Source organism: Roseibium sp. FZY0029, from assembly GCF_036350355.1.
Classification (GTDB): domain Bacteria; phylum Pseudomonadota; class Alphaproteobacteria; order Rhizobiales; family Stappiaceae; genus Roseibium.
Genome location: NZ_JAZDVZ010000010.1, coordinates 254,685 through 271,291 on the forward strand (window position 1 = coordinate 254,685; position 16,607 = coordinate 271,291).

Consider the following 16,607-nt stretch of genomic DNA (forward strand, 5'->3'; position numbering starts at 1 on the left):
GCCCCGTTAAACTTTCATGTCCAGACCGCCGCGTTGTTCGGCGATGGTCATTCTGACAATGTCTTCAAGCATAGGATCAGCTTCTGCAGAAACCGTCCCTCCGCCACCGTTCATGGCCGGCCGTTGATCCCCCTCGCCCTGCTGGGAGCCGAACTGCTGGCCCCCGTCCTGCCTCAGGGAGAATTGCAGGTTGTCTGAATCCGGGTTGAGGCCTGCGGCCTCCAGCGCCCGTTCCAGACCACGCTGGTCACGCAGGAACATGTCCAGCGTCTCCGGCCGGTCGACGCGCAGATGCGCCTGAACCTTGCCGTCGTGAGAAACCTTCATCTCAACCTCGACCCGGCCGAGTTCCGGCGGGTCGAAACGCATCTGGAAACGGGTATGGCCGTTCTTCAGATTGCGGGCGATCTCAGCCGCCACCTGGGTGGCCACATGGCCAGACTGGCTCTGGCTGGGCGCTTGCAGGCTCTCGGTCCGCATTGCACCGGCCAGATCGCCGCCGCGTACCGTTGCCGTGCCCATTTCACCGGAAATGCTAGTCTCCGGCAGATCCGCGGGCAGATCCGCTTCTTCAAATGCGATGTTCGAAAGCGCCGCCGCCGGAACAGCAGTCAATGCAGCTCCCCGAGGCTCCGGCCCTTTCTGGTCCGCCGCATTGGCAGGAGGAGCAGCGGCCGCCGTCTTGGCAGCGTTCGCGGCTTGCGGTCCGGCTTCAGCCTCAACCGCAGGATTGCCCAGACCGGCTCCTTCCTCGGTGACAGTGCCAGATATTTGCGGCTGGTCAGTCACCACCGGCTGCGCTGCCGGCTGAACCGGTTGCGGCACGGGTGCTGCACCCGCATTCACACCGGCAGCAACCTGTGTAACCGCCGCGCCTGTGGCGTTTCCTGGCTTCGGCGCAGCTTCACCTGTTTCGGCAGTCACCACCACCGGCTGAGCAGCTTCCCCATCCACGACGGGAGCGGCAGGCACTGCTGCACCCTCAGGAGCTGCGACAGCCTGAGCAACAGCCGCAACCGGAGCCGCATGAGTTCCTGCAGGTGTCGCTGCCGCAACCTGAAGACCGGGGGCCTCAGGCGCTTTCTGGCTCGCCACCTTTGCCACCGCGTCAACAGCAGCCCCGACAGCGGCCTGAACTGTCGGCGTTGCGGAGGGTTTCGAATTTGACGGCGGCACGGCAGGTGTTGCCGACGCTCTAAACTCTTTCGGCAGCTCGCTTTGCCAGCGGCGCTCTGTCGTAACAGCCGCCGGCCGCGAAACGGCGGCCTGAGCCTCTGCAATCAGGGAAGACCCTAGCCGTTCCGGCATTGCAGGCTGAGTGGCACGCGCCTGCGCATCCGTCGGCGCACCAGCGAAGTTCGGTGTCGTGGCCGCTGAAGCAGAACCCATGTTGGCCTTGCTTCCTGCTTCAGCCGCAGGCTGAGGTGCTGCGCCATTTGCCGGACCGTCCAGAGGCGTCGAAGGTCCAGCGCCCGCAAGTGGTGCGGAGTCAGACGCTGCGGCACCGGGCGCCGCTGCACCGGGAACCGCTGTACCGGCCCCACCTGCACCTGGCACCCCACCCCCTGGAAGACCGCCCCCGAAACCACCTTCACCCGAAACTCCGGAGCTGGCGTCAACTGAAGAAGCAGCAGCGCCCTCACCCGTTGCTTGCGGCACCAACTGCACAACTGGCGTGGCCGGGGCAAACCCAGCAGCCAGGGCAACCTCGCTAGACGGCGCTGCTTCATCCCGTTCGGAAGGAAGCAGATCATCCCCGGCATCCACCGGCTGACCAGCACCGGGCAAAGGACCTGCGGTGCTGATTGTGCCCGAGACAGCCGGATCGATCATAGGCACTGCCGGGTCTGCTGCACCAGCGGGAGCGACTTCGCCGGTGGCCATATTGGCCTGGATCTGCGTGGCAACCGCGCCAGGCATAAGCTGATCGGCCGTCCGGCCACCCTTGCCGGTGACCGCAGCACCTGCCTGTGCCTTGGCTTGCCCTTTGCCCTGCCCGGCAATCGAGTTCAACTCGTCGGCAAATCCGTTTGCCTTCCCCTCAAGCGAGGAGGCTGCAGCAGAACCGGCAGACGCCTGTCCGCCAGCAAGCGCGCTGCCCGCGCCTGCTGCCAGCGCCCCGGCAGAAACATCTGTTGTCAGTCCAAATGGCAGCACGTTTGCCCCCAGATCCCGGCCCGCAGCGGCGGGCACATTACGTCACCGAGATTGGAAGCAAACATCGGGCCAAGTCATAAGCGCGAAAAGAACCGTTGATTTCATTCAGGTTTTTCCAGATTGCCCCGCCTCGACACCGGCCTGCGGGCGGCAAGCTTTGCCGGTCCGGCAAAGCGTGCCTGCCATGCAGGGGAAGCAATTGGCAGCCGCGCACCTTATCTGTATAGTGCCGCCAACTTTGAATTGGGCCCTTGATCGCCGCCCGCCCGACAGGGCGTGGATGGCACGGGACGGACAACCGCCCCGCCTGCGCGATCGGCCGAAAACTTCTGGAAGTACACTGGATGCGAAACAGTCTGGATCTGCCCGGCCGCCCGGAAGACACCCGCGTTGTCGTCGCCATGTCCGGCGGGGTCGACAGCTCGGTCGTGGCTGCCCTGATGAAGGCCGAAGGCTACGACGTCATCGGGGTCACCCTGCAGCTTTACGATCATGGCGCCGCCGTCAGCAAGGCGAAGTCCTGTTGCGCGGGCGTCGACATTCACGATGCCCGCCGCGCGGCCGAAACCATCGGCATTCCCCACTACGTGCTGGATTACGAAAGCCGGTTCAAGGAACAGGTCATGGACCGTTTCGCCGACAGCTATATTGCCGGCGAAACCCCGATCCCTTGCGTTTCCTGCAACCAGACGGTCAAGTTCACCGATCTTCTGAAGACCGCAAAGGACCTCGGCGCCGATGCACTGGCGACGGGCCACTACGTCCGCTCCGCCCAGCAGGGTAACAAGCGCGCGCTTTTCCGTCCCGCCGATCTCGACCGCGACCAGAGCTATTTTCTGTTCGCCACCACGCAGGATCAGCTCGATTTCCTCCGCTTTCCCCTTGGCGGCATGCCCAAGTCGAAAGTGCGTGAGCTTGCAGCCGAATTCGGCCTGACCGTCGCCAACAAGCCGGACAGCCAGGACATCTGCTTCGTACCCAATGGCGATTATGCCGAGGTCATCCGCAAGCTGCGCCCCAACGCGGCCGAACCGGGCGAGATCGTCCATATGGACGGTCGCGTGCTCGGCACGCATGACGGCATCATCCATTACACCATCGGCCAGCGCCGCGGCCTTGGTGTCGCGACGGGTGACCCGCTCTATGTCGTGCGCCTTGACCCGGACGAGCGCCGTGTCGTCGTCGGCCCGCGCGAAGCACTGGCGACCCGCACCATCCTGCTGCGTGAAATGAACTGGATCGGCGACCAGCCGCTGGACGAAGGCGATGAGATCGAACTCTTCGCCAAGGTCCGCTCCACCCGGCCGCCGGCACCGGCCACCTTGCGCATTTTGAACGGCAAAGGCTTTGTCGATCTCGTCAACGGCGAAACAGGTGTCGCCCCGGGCCAGGCCTGCGTCTTCTTCGATACGGACGACGAAACAGCCCGCGTTCTGGGCGGTGGCTGGATCCACAAGACCGAACGCACGGGCGACTGGGCGATCGATTTTCCACAGGCCAAAGCCCCGGTTTCCGCGGCCTGAAGCAAGACAAAAAACTTTGCGGCCGGACGCCAATTCAACGCTTGACGCCCGCCCGCCGCCTCACTATAAGCACCCCACGTCGCGCGGGCCACCCAGGCCCGGATTGCACGGGATGGCGGAGTAGCTCAGCCGGTTAGAGCAGCGGAATCATAATCCGCGTGTCGGGGGTTCGAGTCCCTCCTCCGCTACCATCCTCCGTAATAAAACCTATCGGTTGCCTAGCAGCATTTTATTCAATGAAGAAAATGCTGCTGCATTTGCGATTGTTGTCTTTCCTGCAGTCGATCCTGATTTTCTTCAATTTGGGTACGCAGAGACACTCGCTGCCCGCCCGATCCCGGATTTGAACTTCAAGCCCCATCGCGCTCACTACAGCATCAATTTCACTGCATGGGATCGATCTATAGCTTGAAGTAAATTTTTTCGGATTTTCCATCCGAATAATATTCAGTTTTTGATCCTGGTATTTCCTTGGAAAGACGCTGTGCGATTTGGAGACCCTTCTCATCCAAGGCTGCCAGGGTCTTCAAATTTCGAAACCCAGCAAAGAACTCAGCTTCATATTCCAAAAGCCATACGCGGATATCTCTCTTTAACCCGGCCGAAACGCCGATTTTGTCCAAATCAACAAACCCGCCATCCAGAGTGTCCCGGACACCCGTTCCAGAACTCATGCCGTCTACGGTGAAATACCTCATCTTAAAGGCGCCCAGTAATCACAGATCAACACACCTGCCGAACTGTAGAATTGGTAGTCTGAATGCGATCGTGGAGCATCCGTTTCTTTCTCCGAGTTCTTATTACGATTGCACCAACGTTGGAATCATAATCCGCGTGTCGGGGGTTCGACTCCCTCCTCCGCTACCAACATTCTTCAAGGCCACCAAGAAAACCTGTTAGGCATCTTTGGCTCTCTTCCCCCTTGCAGTCCGCAAGAAATTCCAGAAGCGGCACAACTGACTGGTTATCCTGGTCAGTAAAGGGTGTGATCAGAAAGCATGCAAATTCTTGCAAAGAACTCGCTCGCTTCTTCTTTGTAGGGTTCGTCGCTTCCATCACGCCAGACAAGCGGCCCTCCTCGCCGGGTCATTATGAAATGCGGGGCCATCTTTTCGCTCCAAACAAGCCTGCCGTCTCTCTTTTCGACCAGTCTATTTGCGACGAAGCCATCGATGATTTTGGTAGATATATTCGCCATTCTCTCAGGGAAATATTCTCTATACTCCGGAGTGGCAGACCACGAACCTTGAACTTCGCAATCAAGGAACGTTTCGCCCCATGGGGCACACCCTAGACGTCCCCGAGTGCTGCAAGAAGCGCATCAAACGCTGACGCATCCGGGGCATTTGCCACCGAATAGCCTTCCGTCGCTTCAATCTCGTCTGCGGCGTTTCTGTGGTCCGTGGCATTTACCGGGTCCGCCGTTTTGAGCTGCTCCGCAATCTCGCGAAGGAGCCTGACGCGCGGCAGAGGAAGATCCGCAGCCTCGGCTTCCTGCAATACGTCTTGCAGGCGCTGAACGGACTTGTTGCCGTTCTCCGGAACAGAACACGCCAGAGCCGTTTTCGCCTTGATCCGGGCAATCCGCAGAAGCATGCCGCTGTCCTGATCCAGCAAGGTTTGCAGGTCCGCCATGCCTTCCTTGTACTCACCCGAAGCCAGCTTGAGCTCCGCCAAATCGGCCTCTGCCCAGGCGACATACGCCGGCATATCGGCACGCCGCGCGATTTCAAGGGACGTTGAACACGCCTTGAGAGCCATTTCGGGGTTCCGGCAGAACGCGCCGATATCAGCCAGTCCGCGGCAGGTGATGTATCGGTCGGCGGGCCTGTTTGTCTCCATCGCTGTCCTGGCGGCCCTGCGGATATGCTCCCATCCCGCGTCTCCTTCCCCCAGGGCCACATGAGCCCGCGCGACGAGAAAATTCATCATCACGTAGCGGGTCACCAGAAGCCCGTCCAGAGCGTGCCGGCGATCATCCCAGGCTGCGGCGTGATCATGGATCGCCTCCAGGGCCGCACGCATCTTTCCCTGCAGCGAATGAATCTGGCAACGGGCCAGTGCAGCCTCGGCAAGAAGTTGTTTCTCGCCGATGCGGGAAGCCGCGGCCGTGGCTTTGGTGCAGAAATCAAGACCCAGCCAGGGTTTTCCATCGCCTGAATGCATATAGGCCCGGTGAATGCACACCTCGGCCAGTTTATGGTCATCACCAAGGTCGCGGGCGATCGCCTCTGCCCGCTCCAGCCCGTCGATGGTCCGGTTCATCTGCCCCAACGGCCACAGCAACGCCCGGCGCCACGACAGTATGTCGGCCTCAAGGCGCAGCAGCCTCTCACTCGAAGGCAAACCGGCGATAGCCTGGAGCGCTATGTCCGTCATCCGGTTGGCCTGTGCGTAGCTCGATCGTGTCGCTGCGTCCCTTGCAGCACGCGTGGCAAACTCAACAGCCTGTTCGAGCAGGTTGCCGTTCACGGCGTGAAAAGCCAGGGCGGCATCGTCGATATCGCCTTCACGTCCCAGCTCTTCATGCGCCTGAACGACGCGTGCATGCAGCGCGGCGCGCCGGCTCGCGGGAATCCCGTGATAAGCGGCATCTTGTATCAGGGCATGCTTGAAAGCGTAGGAGCGTTTCGGAAACATGCGGATCCGGTACAGGAGGTCAGCATCGGCGAGCTCAGAAATCGCCACATCATAGGCCTCACGTCTCAGACCGCAGAGCATCGTCAGGAAAGTATCCGTCGGCTCCGCGCCAAGAACGGCGGCGGCCTCAAGCGTCTGGCGCGCCGGATCGGAGAGTGCATCGATCCTGTATGACAGGATCCCGAGGAGGCCCGGCGGAAGGAAACCGAAAGGTTGAGAGCCAGGGTACGTGTCCGCGACATCCTTCGGGTCTTTGTGTTCCGAGATGGCAGCGCGCGAGAACTCCTCCAGGAAAAGCGGCACGCCTTCGCATCGCTCCAACACCGCGGCACGGATCAAGCTTGGCAAGCCGGTATCGGCGAGCAACGCAACCGCATCCTCTCGCCCCAGCGGCTGGAGCGTCAGTGTCCTGACATGTTCCTGACCGAACCAGCTCTCCGCGCTGGCGGGTCTGCGTGTGATGACGAGCATCGGACCCGCGGCATCCAGCGAGCGCACCAGGCGTTCAATCAGCGCAACGGCCTGCTCATCGGCCCAATGCATGTCCTCGATCAACAGAACGCAGTCTCGTCCGGCGAGCGCTCCGATGATCGTCAGCAATGCATCTGCCAACACCTGAAACCTCTGGTGACGCGGCAGCGCGAGCCATGGTTTTTCCAGCTCCACCTGGCCGAGCACGCCGGCAAGTGCCGGGACAAGCCATTCCTTGAGCTCGTCAGTTGCCAGTTCCGGAGGAAGCGCCGCCTCGATGCCCGGCTCCGGCTGGTCCGGGTCAATATCCAGGAGGTATCGCACCATGTTTGAGAAGCAGGCGACACTCCCTCCCATCTCCCCGCGTGCAAACTGCACGCGCAGCAACGTGCCGGGTGGCGATTGCTTCAGGAACTCATGGACCAGGCGCGATTTTCCGATACCGGCCGTGCCGATGACCGCCACAATGCGTGGTCCGCTTTGCGCGGCGACGTCGGTCAATGCAGCAAGTTCCAGGTCTCTTCCGCAGAAGCGGCCGAGGCCTCGCGCCTTTCGAATATCAAAGCCGCTACGCACCGATGTTTCGCGCCTGAGACGCCAGGTCGCAACGGCCGGGATGCCGCTTTCTTCCGGTAGCGGCTCGGCCGGGCTAAACTCGAAGGCACCGCGGCACGAGGCTTCGACTTCGGCGGTGACGCGGACCTCGCCAGATTTGGCCATAGCGGAAAGCGACTGGGCGTGCAGAGCAAGCGGAAACGCCTCGGACTGGCTGCCGACGAGGCCTGCACCTGCGTGAATACCGACGGCGCAGTCCTGTCCGGCGATTTCAAAACCCGCCAGCGCTGCGGACAATGCCGGGCTCTCGTCGGGACGGTATGCGCCGAAAACGGCTGAAAGCTGATGTCCCGCGCGGCCGACGATCTTTCCTCCTTCGCGCTTGATAACGACCTCAATGGCGCGAATGGCCCTGTTGCCTGCCGCCTCGGCGTTTTCGGGATCGGAATCGATCATCGACGCCCGCAATCGCTCCGAAGCAAGGTGGATCACGGCAAGGTAGCGCAGATGCGCAAGTCCAGCCCCCTCCTCCGTGCTCTTGACCCGTTCGGCGAACGGTAGCCCTGGCGGCTCCCCATGCACGGCGGCCGGGCTGTCCTTGCCTGCGGTTTCCGCCTTGTTGCTTTCCTCTCTTGGGTCACGCGATGCACGGATATTCTGGAAGAGCTCTATGGTTTCAGGCTCGACCGAGACCGACAGGTCTTCCCGGATGCGCTGGCTCGCCTGTTGGAACGCCAGGAGCGCCGCGTTACGTCGCCCTTGCCGCCAAAGGGCGGTCATCAGGTCACGCAATGCCGCTTCGTCATAGGGTTCCAATGCGAGCCGCCGTCGCCCGTGAGCTTCGAGGTCGACAAATCGGTGCTCAGCCAGGGCCCGTTTCGCAGCCGCGGCATGCCAGGCACACAGGCGCAGGCGGAGGTCGGCACGCGCCGCATCGATCACTTCTTCTAATTCCGGCTCAAAACCGGAGAGCCCGTCCAACGGCAACCCGTCCGGGGCCTCGCCGGGACCCGCGCCCTCCTCGTCTATGGCATCGATGTCGATCACGACAGCCTCGCGGCGAAGTTTCACCCACCCGGCCTCCGTTTCCAGGGCCGCCGCATGTTGCGTGCCGAGCGCTCCGCGCAATCGAAACAGGGCCTGCCGGAGCGAAGCCCGCGCCAGCGAGCTCTCCTGTCCGGGCCAAAGCAGCGCAGAAAGGTACGAGCGACTGATTGCCTTGCCAGGAGAAAGAGCAAGAAGCGCGAGGACAAGCTCCACCCGCCGCGTCGGCAACCTCAGGGGAATGCCCTGCGCGCGGGCTTCAAACACCCCGAAAAGGTTGATTGCGAGCCTGTCTTCCGGCGTCATGGGATCAGGTCTCGGTTTTGAGCCTGGCCGGCTCGGCAAGACGGGCCATGATCAAGGCGTCCCGATATTCGCCGTTGATAAAAACAAAGCGGCGCAAACGCCCTTCTATATCGAACCCGAAGTTTTGATAGAGACGGACCGCCACATCGTTTCCGTCCCAGACATAGAGTTGAAGTCGGGTCAGCTGCAGCCAGTTGTCTGCAAGGTCGATTATCGCCTCCATCAAAGCATGCCCGACACCTCGCCCTCGAAAGTCCGGATGCGTTGCAACCATGTCGATCTCGCCACCATGGCGGATCCGCGGCCGGGTGGGCCAGGTCTCCAGTTCGCAGTATCCGGCGACATTGCCATCGATTTCCGCGACCAGTTTCATCTTCGCCGGATCGTCGCACAGGCGGGCCTCGACGTCGGTGTCGGCGTGATAAGGCAGTCGCTGCGTTCCCAGGTTGACGTGCCTGGAGTTGAATATTGCCGCAACCGCATCGCGATCACTCGCGCGCACATGACGGATCATGATCTCGCTTCCGGTCCGGTTCCCTGGTTCCTGTGCCATGCCCCCTCCGTGGCCAATAGACATCCACGCAACACTTGAAGCCCTTAGGTCTCACGCTCTCCGGTCCGAGTAAACCGGACCGGGATGCGCACCGTGCGATTTAACGCGCTTGTAACGGTTCCCGGAACGCAGAAGTGCATGGGCATCGGTCAGTCTCACCTCGTCAACCACAGGAGAGCCGACCCATGCTACCGATTTCAAGGTTTTTTCGCGCCAGCAACCCTCACGTGCCTTTGCCCTGCCTTTCCGGCCAGGACTCTGCACACGTACGGGGAGAACTGTAATGCGAGCACTTCACCGCCATCAGCTGCCCCAATCGAACGGCATCACCCTTCTCACAGATTCCGGTCTCGAAACGACACTGATCTTCCATGAGGGACTTGAGCTGCCGCTTTTCGCCTCTTATCCGCTGCTTGAGACAGTGGAAGGACGCAGTGTGCTGCGGACCTATTTCGAACGGCATCTCGCCATCGCTGCGGATCATGGTACCGGGTTCCTGCTTGAAGCGCCAACGTGGCGCGCCAGCAGGGATTGGGGCCGACAGATCGGACACTCACCCGCAGATCTCAAGCAGCTCAACGAGGCGGCCATTGCCCTGCTTGCCGACATCAGGCGAGGTTCTGAAACCGTGTCGCCGGTTGTCATTTCAGGAAATATCGGACCGCGCGGCGACGGCTACCAGCCTGATCTCGCCATGACTGCCGACGAGGCCGAAGCGTTCCACGCCGAACAGATCGGCTGGTTCGCCCAGACCGAGGCCGACATGGTCAGTGCCTTCACGATCTCGACCGTGAACGAAGGCGTCGGCATCATCCGCGCCGCTGCGGCCGCAGGCATGCCGTCGGTCGTTTCCTACACCACGGAAACCGACGGCCGCCTGCCTGATGGCACACCTCTGGGCGAGGCCTTCGAGCAGACAGACATGCTGACTGCGGGTGCCGCGGCCTACTTCATGGTCAACTGCGCGCATCCCGACCATTTCCGCATCGCGCTGGAATCCGACGCCGCATGGTTGAAGCGCGTCTGGGGTGTGCGGGCCAACGCGTCGCGCCTCAGCCACGCGGAACTGGACGAGGCTGAAAACCTTGATCCTGGCAACCCCGCGGAACTTGGCCGTGACTATGCGCAGTTGAAGCGCCTGTTGCCGAACCTTCGGGTCTACGGCGGCTGCTGCGGAACCGACCACCGGCACGTCGAAGCGATAGCCGACTGCTGCGTGTCACGGGAACACGCCTGACGGTCACGATCGCCTCCGTCTTCGAACGGCGATTACATGGAACCCGGCCGGGCACCAGCGGACGCGCGACAGCGCCGCATCATCGTGCCCGGCCGTGGGCGCTCGCAGCGTCTTTGCGAAACAAAAAGGAACCCGCCCGGCGTATTTTGGCAGGTATCAGCTTTCTTCATCCGGTCGGGCGCGAGCCGAATATGGCCCTGGGACTGAGCTCTACGGAAACATCAATCATGAGATCACAAGAGGCACTCAAACCGCGATCATTCAGTCGGCAGACAGTACCGCAGCCGAAATCAGAAAATCGCTAGCATCAGAATTTTGGATCGCCCTAATCAAAATACCCATTTCAATTTTTCCAGATAATTGGAGAAATTGTCCAGGTAACCGTTCGACAGCCTGGCTCGTCGAATTCTTCATCCTCGTCCGTAATATTTTGGGGTGGCCCACAAATTCTTCGAAAAAACTCGCCAGCTTCTTCCTCATGCGAAAAATGGTATTCCGAATCCACAGCATTCGGCTTTCCGTACTGTGCCATGAGAAAATAAGGATCCATTTTTTCGCTCCAGACGAGTTCAGGACCGTCGTATTCGATCAACCCGTTTGCGAGAAAACTGTCGACTATGTCGAGCGTAATCTCCACGTGCCGTAAAGAGCTGCGTTCCCGGTTATCCTCGTCGTTCCACCGGTCTTGAGATTCCATATCGAAGAACGTCTCGATAGCCCAACCCAGTTGTTCTCGATGCAAATCCTCCCGGGCAGACAGCAGCTTTGGAATATCATCAACATCGACCAGCATCTCATAGTAGTAGCCTAGAACCTGAGATACCAAATCAAATTCCATTAAACACGATACAGCTAACTCATAAGACCTCACCCCATGCTCTGTCATAAGCGCAAATTTTCGACCCTCTATTTGCTGCCCCTCATCATACACTCTGCTTCGAGTTGCTTCTGGAGAAGTCCACTCCAGCATTTCAAAGTCATGATCGTAGAACAGTCGGCACATTTTTATCGCGAGGTAACGGACTAATATCCCACAAAGCTCTTTTTCTTTCTCGTTGAGCAAAATGTCCGTAGACCTGTCGAACCGATACAACAACTTGCTCGCGACAAGACGAATCTTCAACCAATATGGACTGACCCTTTTTGGATCATAGAAGTTAGGTTCGACCTCGGAATGATTGCGGAAGGCATCATAAAATTCTTGCGTACGGCCTTCGGCCAGAACGCTGCTGTCGAAGACGTAAAAGACAAGGTTTTCCGGGACACCCTGCATATTCAGGAAATGCTTGATCGCATCGGTCCTGGCAATGGGATCTTCGGTCTCTCCAATTGGAAACGCTACACCCTGGAACAACGGTTTCATGGCTGGAAATTCGTGCTGCAACGTTTTCCATTGATCTCGCGAGACCATTGAAACCGCATACATGGGGACACCTTGGCTCAAAAGGAGTTCAAGCACCCCCAGAACCTCGGCATCGAGAACATAGTTCTGTTTTTCATCGCGGATGAGGAGGACGTTTATCACGTCAATCAGGAGAATTTTCACAGCGATATTTCTGATCCGTCAAACAGATTTCTGCAGGCAACACCGCAAGCATAAAGCGACCTGAAGCTGAAAAAATCAATTTCTCCAAACTCAGCCGCAACTTTTGTGCACGCATTCGCGTTTTTTTGAACTGCTCCAGCTTGTCGGCTCCATCATTCGCATGTCGGGAGGAACGCCCCCGTCTTAGCGCCCACCATTTCGCAATCTCATCCTCTTACGGTAATCGCAACGGGATTGTGGAATAGTTTTTCTCGCAACCAGCCGCGGTCCAGAAACACGATTACCACTATTCGTGACCAATCGCAGAAGCTGCCATTGCTTGCTGCGGTGTCGTGGCTTCAGGCCACCGCCGCAATGGACCAGGTTGATCGGAAACAGGTGATCTCAGATGACCGACGCCTGATTGCTGTGTTCATTCAGACCCGTCGGGCAAAGGATGTAGTCATTCATGCGCGCGTCGGAGCCGCGCCCGTCCTTCCTCTAGGTTCAATGGGTTACGGACCCTAGGAGGAGAAACTGGATTGACGCAGAGAATCCGCCAACCGATTGGTGCAATATTACCAAATTATGAAATTATTTTTTTCAGGAATTTTAACTAGCGACTATCCCCTTCGATTTTGATATAGCTAATACTGGTTTTAATTAGTGCGTTTCCAAATGAGTGATAATCAGCTCAATACATCGGTCAGGATGGGCTCCGAACGGAATTTCGGGCTGGTCTTCGCGGCGGTCTTTGCACTGATCGGATTGTGGCCGATCACGGACGGCGCCGCGCCGCGCTGGGTTCTGCTTGGTCTTTCGGCAGTTTTCATCGCTCTCGCGATGTTTGCGCCGCAGGTCCTGCGAGTGCCCAACAGGTTGTGGTTCAAGCTGGGCCTGCTGCTTGGTGCTGTGGTGGCGCCGATCGTCATGGCGATTGTCTATCTCGTCGTATTAATTCCAATTGGCCTCGCAATGCGGGCCAGCGGAAAGGATCCGCTTTCAAAGAAAATGGATCCGACTGAAAAATCATATTGGATTACAAGAACCGAGCAGCCGAAATCTATGAGACTGCAATATTAAGACGAAATACTGGCACGGTTTTTTTAAAAAAAGGAGTAGCCTCTATGTCGATGATCGCAGAACTGTGGGGTTTTCTGCGCGAAAGGCGGAAATTCTGGCTATTGCCGGTCTTCATTGTGCTGGCGATTTTCGGCGCGCTGATCGTTCTCAGCCAGGGCTCTGCCGTCGCTCCCTTTATCTATACGCTGTTCTAAGCCTGTGACGGCTATTCTCGGAATTTCTGCGCTGTATCACGACAGCGCAGCGGCGCTGATGGTCGATGGTCGGATCGTGGCCGCCGCGCAGGAGGAACGCTTTACCCGGCGCAAGCACGATGCCGGGTTTCCCGCACAAGCCATCGCCTATGTGCTGGAGGAAGCCGGGCTGGATCTGGCCGGCGTCGATCACGTCGCCTTCTACGACAAACCCTTCCTGAAGTTCGAGCGCCTGCTGGAGACCTATCTGGCCAACGTTCCGCACGGCTTTGCCTCGTTCCGGATGGCAATGCCGGTCTGGCTTCGCGAAAAGCTGTTCCTGAAGGACCTGCTGAAGCGAGAACTGAGCCTTTTGGACCCACGCTTCTCAGCGAACAAGCTGCTGTTCGCCGAGCATCACGTCAGCCATGCCGCGAGCGCCTTCTACTCCTCCCCCTTCGACGAGGCTGTGGTGCTGACCATAGACGGGGTCGGGGAATGGGCGACCACCACGGTTGCCATCGGGCGCGGCAAGGATCTGGAAATCCAGCGCGAGCTGCACTTCCCGCATTCGCTGGGCCTGCTCTATTCCGCCTTCACCTATTACACCGGCTTCAAGGTAAATTCCGGCGAATACAAGGTAATGGGGCTGGCCCCCTATGGGCAGCCACGCTTTCGCGACCTGATGCTGGAGCGGATCGTCGATGTAAAGCCGGACGGCTCGTTCCGGCTGGATCAGCGCTATTTCAACTATGCGACCGGGCTGACCATGACCAGCAAGGCCATGGAGGATCTTTTCGGCCATCCTGTGCGCCAGCCCGAGACAGAGCAGCTGACACAGTTCCACATGGATATCGCCGCCTCGGTCCAGGCTGTGACCGAGGAGATCCTGCTGCGCATGACCCGCGCGCTGGCTCAGGAATACGGGATCCCCTCGCTGTGCCTTGCCGGCGGGGTGGCGCTGAACTGCGTGGCCAATGGCAAGATCCTGCGCGACGGCGCCTTTCGCGATATCTGGGTGCAGCCGGCGGCGGGCGATGCCGGGGGCGCGCTCGGGGCGGCGCAGGCGGCATGGCATATGGAACTGGGTCAACCCCGACAGGCGCAGCCCGGTGATGCCATGCGAGGCGCCTATCTGGGCCCGGCGTTCGACGACGACCGGATCGCGGCGGAATTGACGGCGGCCGGGGCCAGCTTTACCCGGCTGGACGAGGGTGAGATCCTGACCCGCAGCGCACAGGCGCTGGCGGATGGCAAGGCAGTGGGCTGGTTCCAGGGGCGGATGGAATTCGGACCGCGCGCCCTTGGGAACCGTTCGATCCTTGGCGATCCGCGCTCGGACTCCATGCAGAAGCTTTTGAACCTCAAGGTGAAATACCGCGAGAGCTTCCGGCCCTTCGCGCCCTCTGTCCTGCGCGAGCATGTCAGCGAGTGGTTCGATCTGGACGTTGACAGCCCCTATATGCTGCTGGTCGCCGATGTCTCCGAACATATCCGGCGCAAGATGACGTCCGAGGAAGAGGCCCTGTTCGGCATCGACAAGCTGAACATCCGCCGCTCGGCCATTCCAGCCGTAACCCATGTTGATTATTCGGCCCGCGTGCAGACTGTTCATCGCGATACCAACCCGAAATATCACGCGCTGATCTCCGCTTTTAACGACCTGACCGGCTGCCCGCTGCTGGTCAATACCTCGTTCAACGTGCGCGGGGAGCCGATCGTCTGCACCCCCACCGACGCCTTCCGCTGCTTCATGGGCACCGGGATCGAGGTGCTGGTCGCCGGCAATTGCCTGTTGGAGAAAGAGGCGCAGGACGCCTCGCTGCACGAGAATTACGAAAACAGGTACGAACTGGACTGATCGGAGAAGCCCTTGCCAATCGCTGGCCGCCATCGGTGGACTGCCATCATCCTGTGCCTGATCCCGGCGAGTTATTTCGTGCTGACCGCGATCTTTGCTCTGGCGCATTACGACGACTACGCCTCGGATCTGCCCCGGCTGCTGCGCTATGTGGTGGGACCGCTGGCGATTGCAGCGCTGCTGGCCGGTTGCGCCATGCTGTTGCCGCGCGACCATGCGCTGACAACTGGGATCACTGCCTGCTCGATCCTTGTCGCAATGTTCCTCTTCGAGGGCTATATGCGCTGGCAAAACCTGCCACAGCGGGTGGGCCTGGCCGGGATCGTTGATGGCGGCGCCGATCAGGACCGCTACGGCGGCGCCATGCCCCCGGCCTATACGATCAAAGCGCTTAATGCCAAATTAGGAACCGAAACTCTGGCCGATGCGGTGCTGTCCGGGATGCCCGGAACCGAGATGCTGCTGTGCAGCCGCATGGGCGTGCCGGTCACGACACGCACCGACCGTTACGGTTTTCGCAACCCGCAGCCGGAAACCGCCGCGCCGGTCGATGTGATGATCCTTGGCGATTCCTTTGCCGAAGGCATCTGTCTCGAAGATGGCCAGCATCTCGTCGACCAGATGCGCGCGGGCGGGGCTTCGATCCTGAACACTGCCACAAGGGGCGCGGGCCCCTTGTATGAACTGGCGGTCCTTGGCCGTTATGGCCCGCATTTCCGACCCCGTATCACCGTTGTCGCCTTTTTCGAGGGGAATGACTGGGAAAACCTGACCGTAGAGCTCGAACAGCCATGGCTGCACGAAGCCTTGACGCCGGGAGCTGATTTCGGCCCGATTGAGATGGACGCGGCGCAGCGCGCGGGCGCGGCCCGGATCATCACCGACTGGTGGCAGGGCACCGCCGCCAGTCTGGAGGAATATCTGCGCCGCCGCTCCTATATGCGCAATTTCCTCGCTTTGCAGGAAACTGCCAGCATTTTGGGACTGCACTACCCCAAGGCAGCCGGCGACAACCCGGAATTCGAGCAGATCCTGCAGCGTATGAAGCAAATCGCGGATGGCTGGCAGGGGCAGGTAGTGGTGGTCTATATCCCCGCTCTCGACCAGTTCGGAGGGCTGTTTCCGCATGGCTTCGTCAGCGCCCCGCTACGCCGGAACGTGGCTCGCGCGGCCGAGGACGCAGGGGTGGGCCTGATCGACCTGACCCCGACCTTTCGCGACCACCCCTCGCCGCTGCGGCTTTACGCGCCGGATGCGCATCTGAATGCCGACGGCGCGGCGCTTGCTGCTGGCAGGATCATGAGCGACCCGCTCCTGGCCCTCCCCTGACCCCGCCTAGCCGGGAACAGGGGACGCGGCGAGGAGACTGGCAAAGGTCAAACTGCTCGAGAAGCCCCCCTCAGAACCTGATATTGACCCTTGCGTTTGCTCCCTGGTCCCTTGCGTTTTCCCCGAAGGCTCCCTGGTAGGAAAGGCCGA

Annotated in this window: 11 protein-coding genes and 1 tRNA gene; 7 read left to right on the forward strand and 5 right to left on the reverse strand. The window is 60.0% G+C overall.

What is annotated here, in order from left to right; genetic code table 11:
* Positions 1-6: 6 nt before the first annotated feature.
* Positions 7-2,193, reverse strand: coding sequence for a flagellar hook-length control protein FliK (locus V1T76_RS25320; RefSeq protein WP_330563458.1), 2,187 nt, complete (start codon positions 2,191-2,193; stop codon positions 7-9).
* A gap of 308 nt (positions 2,194-2,501) precedes the next feature.
* On the opposite strand from V1T76_RS25320, the gene mnmA reads away from it, so the two are divergent.
* Both mnmA and V1T76_RS25330 read left to right on the forward strand, forming a co-directional pair.
* On the forward strand, positions 2,502-3,680 hold the full coding sequence (gene mnmA, locus V1T76_RS25325) for a tRNA 2-thiouridine(34) synthase MnmA (RefSeq protein ID WP_330563459.1): 1,179 nt from the start codon (positions 2,502-2,504) through the stop codon (positions 3,678-3,680).
* A 114-nt stretch (positions 3,681-3,794) separates the two neighbouring features.
* Positions 3,795-3,871, forward strand: a tRNA-Met gene (locus V1T76_RS25330).
* A gap of 210 nt (positions 3,872-4,081) precedes the next feature.
* On the opposite strand, the gene V1T76_RS25335 is transcribed toward V1T76_RS25330, so the two are convergent.
* The 3 genes from V1T76_RS25335 to V1T76_RS25345 form a co-directional block, all read right to left on the reverse strand.
* A complete protein-coding gene (locus tag V1T76_RS25335) occupies positions 4,082-4,378 on the reverse strand; it encodes a hypothetical protein (RefSeq protein WP_330563460.1) in 297 nt (98 codons plus the stop codon).
* Positions 4,379-4,970: 592 nt separating this feature from the next.
* Positions 4,971-8,696 carry an AAA family ATPase gene (locus V1T76_RS25340; protein ID WP_330563461.1) on the reverse strand — a complete coding sequence of 1,242 codons (3,726 nt, stop codon included), beginning with the start codon at positions 8,694-8,696 and terminating at the stop codon, positions 4,971-4,973.
* Positions 8,697-8,700: 4 nt separating this feature from the next.
* Positions 8,701-9,249 carry a GNAT family N-acetyltransferase gene (locus V1T76_RS25345; protein ID WP_330563462.1) on the reverse strand — a complete coding sequence of 183 codons (549 nt, stop codon included), beginning with the start codon at positions 9,247-9,249 and terminating at the stop codon, positions 8,701-8,703.
* 283 nt (positions 9,250-9,532) lie between these two features.
* On the opposite strand from V1T76_RS25345, the gene V1T76_RS25350 reads away from it, so the two are divergent.
* Positions 9,533-10,486, forward strand: coding sequence for a homocysteine S-methyltransferase family protein (locus V1T76_RS25350; RefSeq protein ID WP_330563463.1), 954 nt, complete (start codon positions 9,533-9,535; stop codon positions 10,484-10,486).
* 343 nt (positions 10,487-10,829) lie between these two features.
* Here V1T76_RS25350 and V1T76_RS25355 read toward each other — a convergent pair whose 3' ends face one another.
* Positions 10,830-12,032, reverse strand: a complete 1,203-nt coding sequence (locus V1T76_RS25355; protein ID WP_330563464.1) for a hypothetical protein — start codon at positions 12,030-12,032, stop codon at positions 10,830-10,832.
* Positions 12,033-12,689: 657 nt separating this feature from the next.
* Between V1T76_RS25355 and V1T76_RS25360 the strand changes: the two genes are divergently transcribed.
* From V1T76_RS25360 to V1T76_RS25375, 4 genes are read left to right on the forward strand one after another with little or no spacing between them, the layout of a single operon-like run.
* The gene (locus tag V1T76_RS25360; protein WP_330563465.1) at positions 12,690-13,094 is read left to right on the forward strand and encodes an SxtJ family membrane protein; all 405 of its coding nucleotides are present in this window, start codon (positions 12,690-12,692) and stop codon (positions 13,092-13,094) included.
* Positions 13,095-13,138: 44 nt separating this feature from the next.
* Positions 13,139-13,288, forward strand: coding sequence for a DUF5989 family protein (locus V1T76_RS25365; RefSeq protein WP_330563466.1), 150 nt, complete (start codon positions 13,139-13,141; stop codon positions 13,286-13,288).
* Positions 13,289-13,292: 4 nt separating this feature from the next.
* The gene (locus tag V1T76_RS25370) at positions 13,293-15,128 is read left to right on the forward strand and encodes a carbamoyltransferase family protein (RefSeq protein ID WP_330563467.1); all 1,836 of its coding nucleotides are present in this window, start codon (positions 13,293-13,295) and stop codon (positions 15,126-15,128) included.
* Positions 15,129-15,140: 12 nt separating this feature from the next.
* On the forward strand, positions 15,141-16,457 hold the full coding sequence (locus V1T76_RS25375) for an SGNH/GDSL hydrolase family protein (protein WP_330563468.1): 1,317 nt from the start codon (positions 15,141-15,143) through the stop codon (positions 16,455-16,457).
* Positions 16,458-16,607 lie beyond the last annotated feature (150 nt).

What these genes read in the sequence shown, in the direction of transcription:
- V1T76_RS25365 (WP_330563466.1), top strand. Translation starts at nt 13,139, where the DNA reads ATGTCGATGATCGCAGAACTGTGGGGTTTTCTGCGCGAAAGGCGGAAA.
- V1T76_RS25345 (WP_330563462.1), bottom strand. Translation starts at nt 9,249, where the DNA reads ATGGCACAGGAACCAGGGAACCGGACCGGAAGCGAGATCATGATCCGT.
- V1T76_RS25350 (WP_330563463.1), top strand. Translation starts at nt 9,533, where the DNA reads ATGCGAGCACTTCACCGCCATCAGCTGCCCCAATCGAACGGCATCACC.
- V1T76_RS25340 (WP_330563461.1), bottom strand. Translation starts at nt 8,696, where the DNA reads ATGACGCCGGAAGACAGGCTCGCAATCAACCTTTTCGGGGTGTTTGAA.
- V1T76_RS25335 (WP_330563460.1), bottom strand. Translation starts at nt 4,378, where the DNA reads ATGAGGTATTTCACCGTAGACGGCATGAGTTCTGGAACGGGTGTCCGG.
- V1T76_RS25360 (WP_330563465.1), top strand. Translation starts at nt 12,690, where the DNA reads ATGAGTGATAATCAGCTCAATACATCGGTCAGGATGGGCTCCGAACGG.
- mnmA (WP_330563459.1), top strand. Translation starts at nt 2,502, where the DNA reads ATGCGAAACAGTCTGGATCTGCCCGGCCGCCCGGAAGACACCCGCGTT.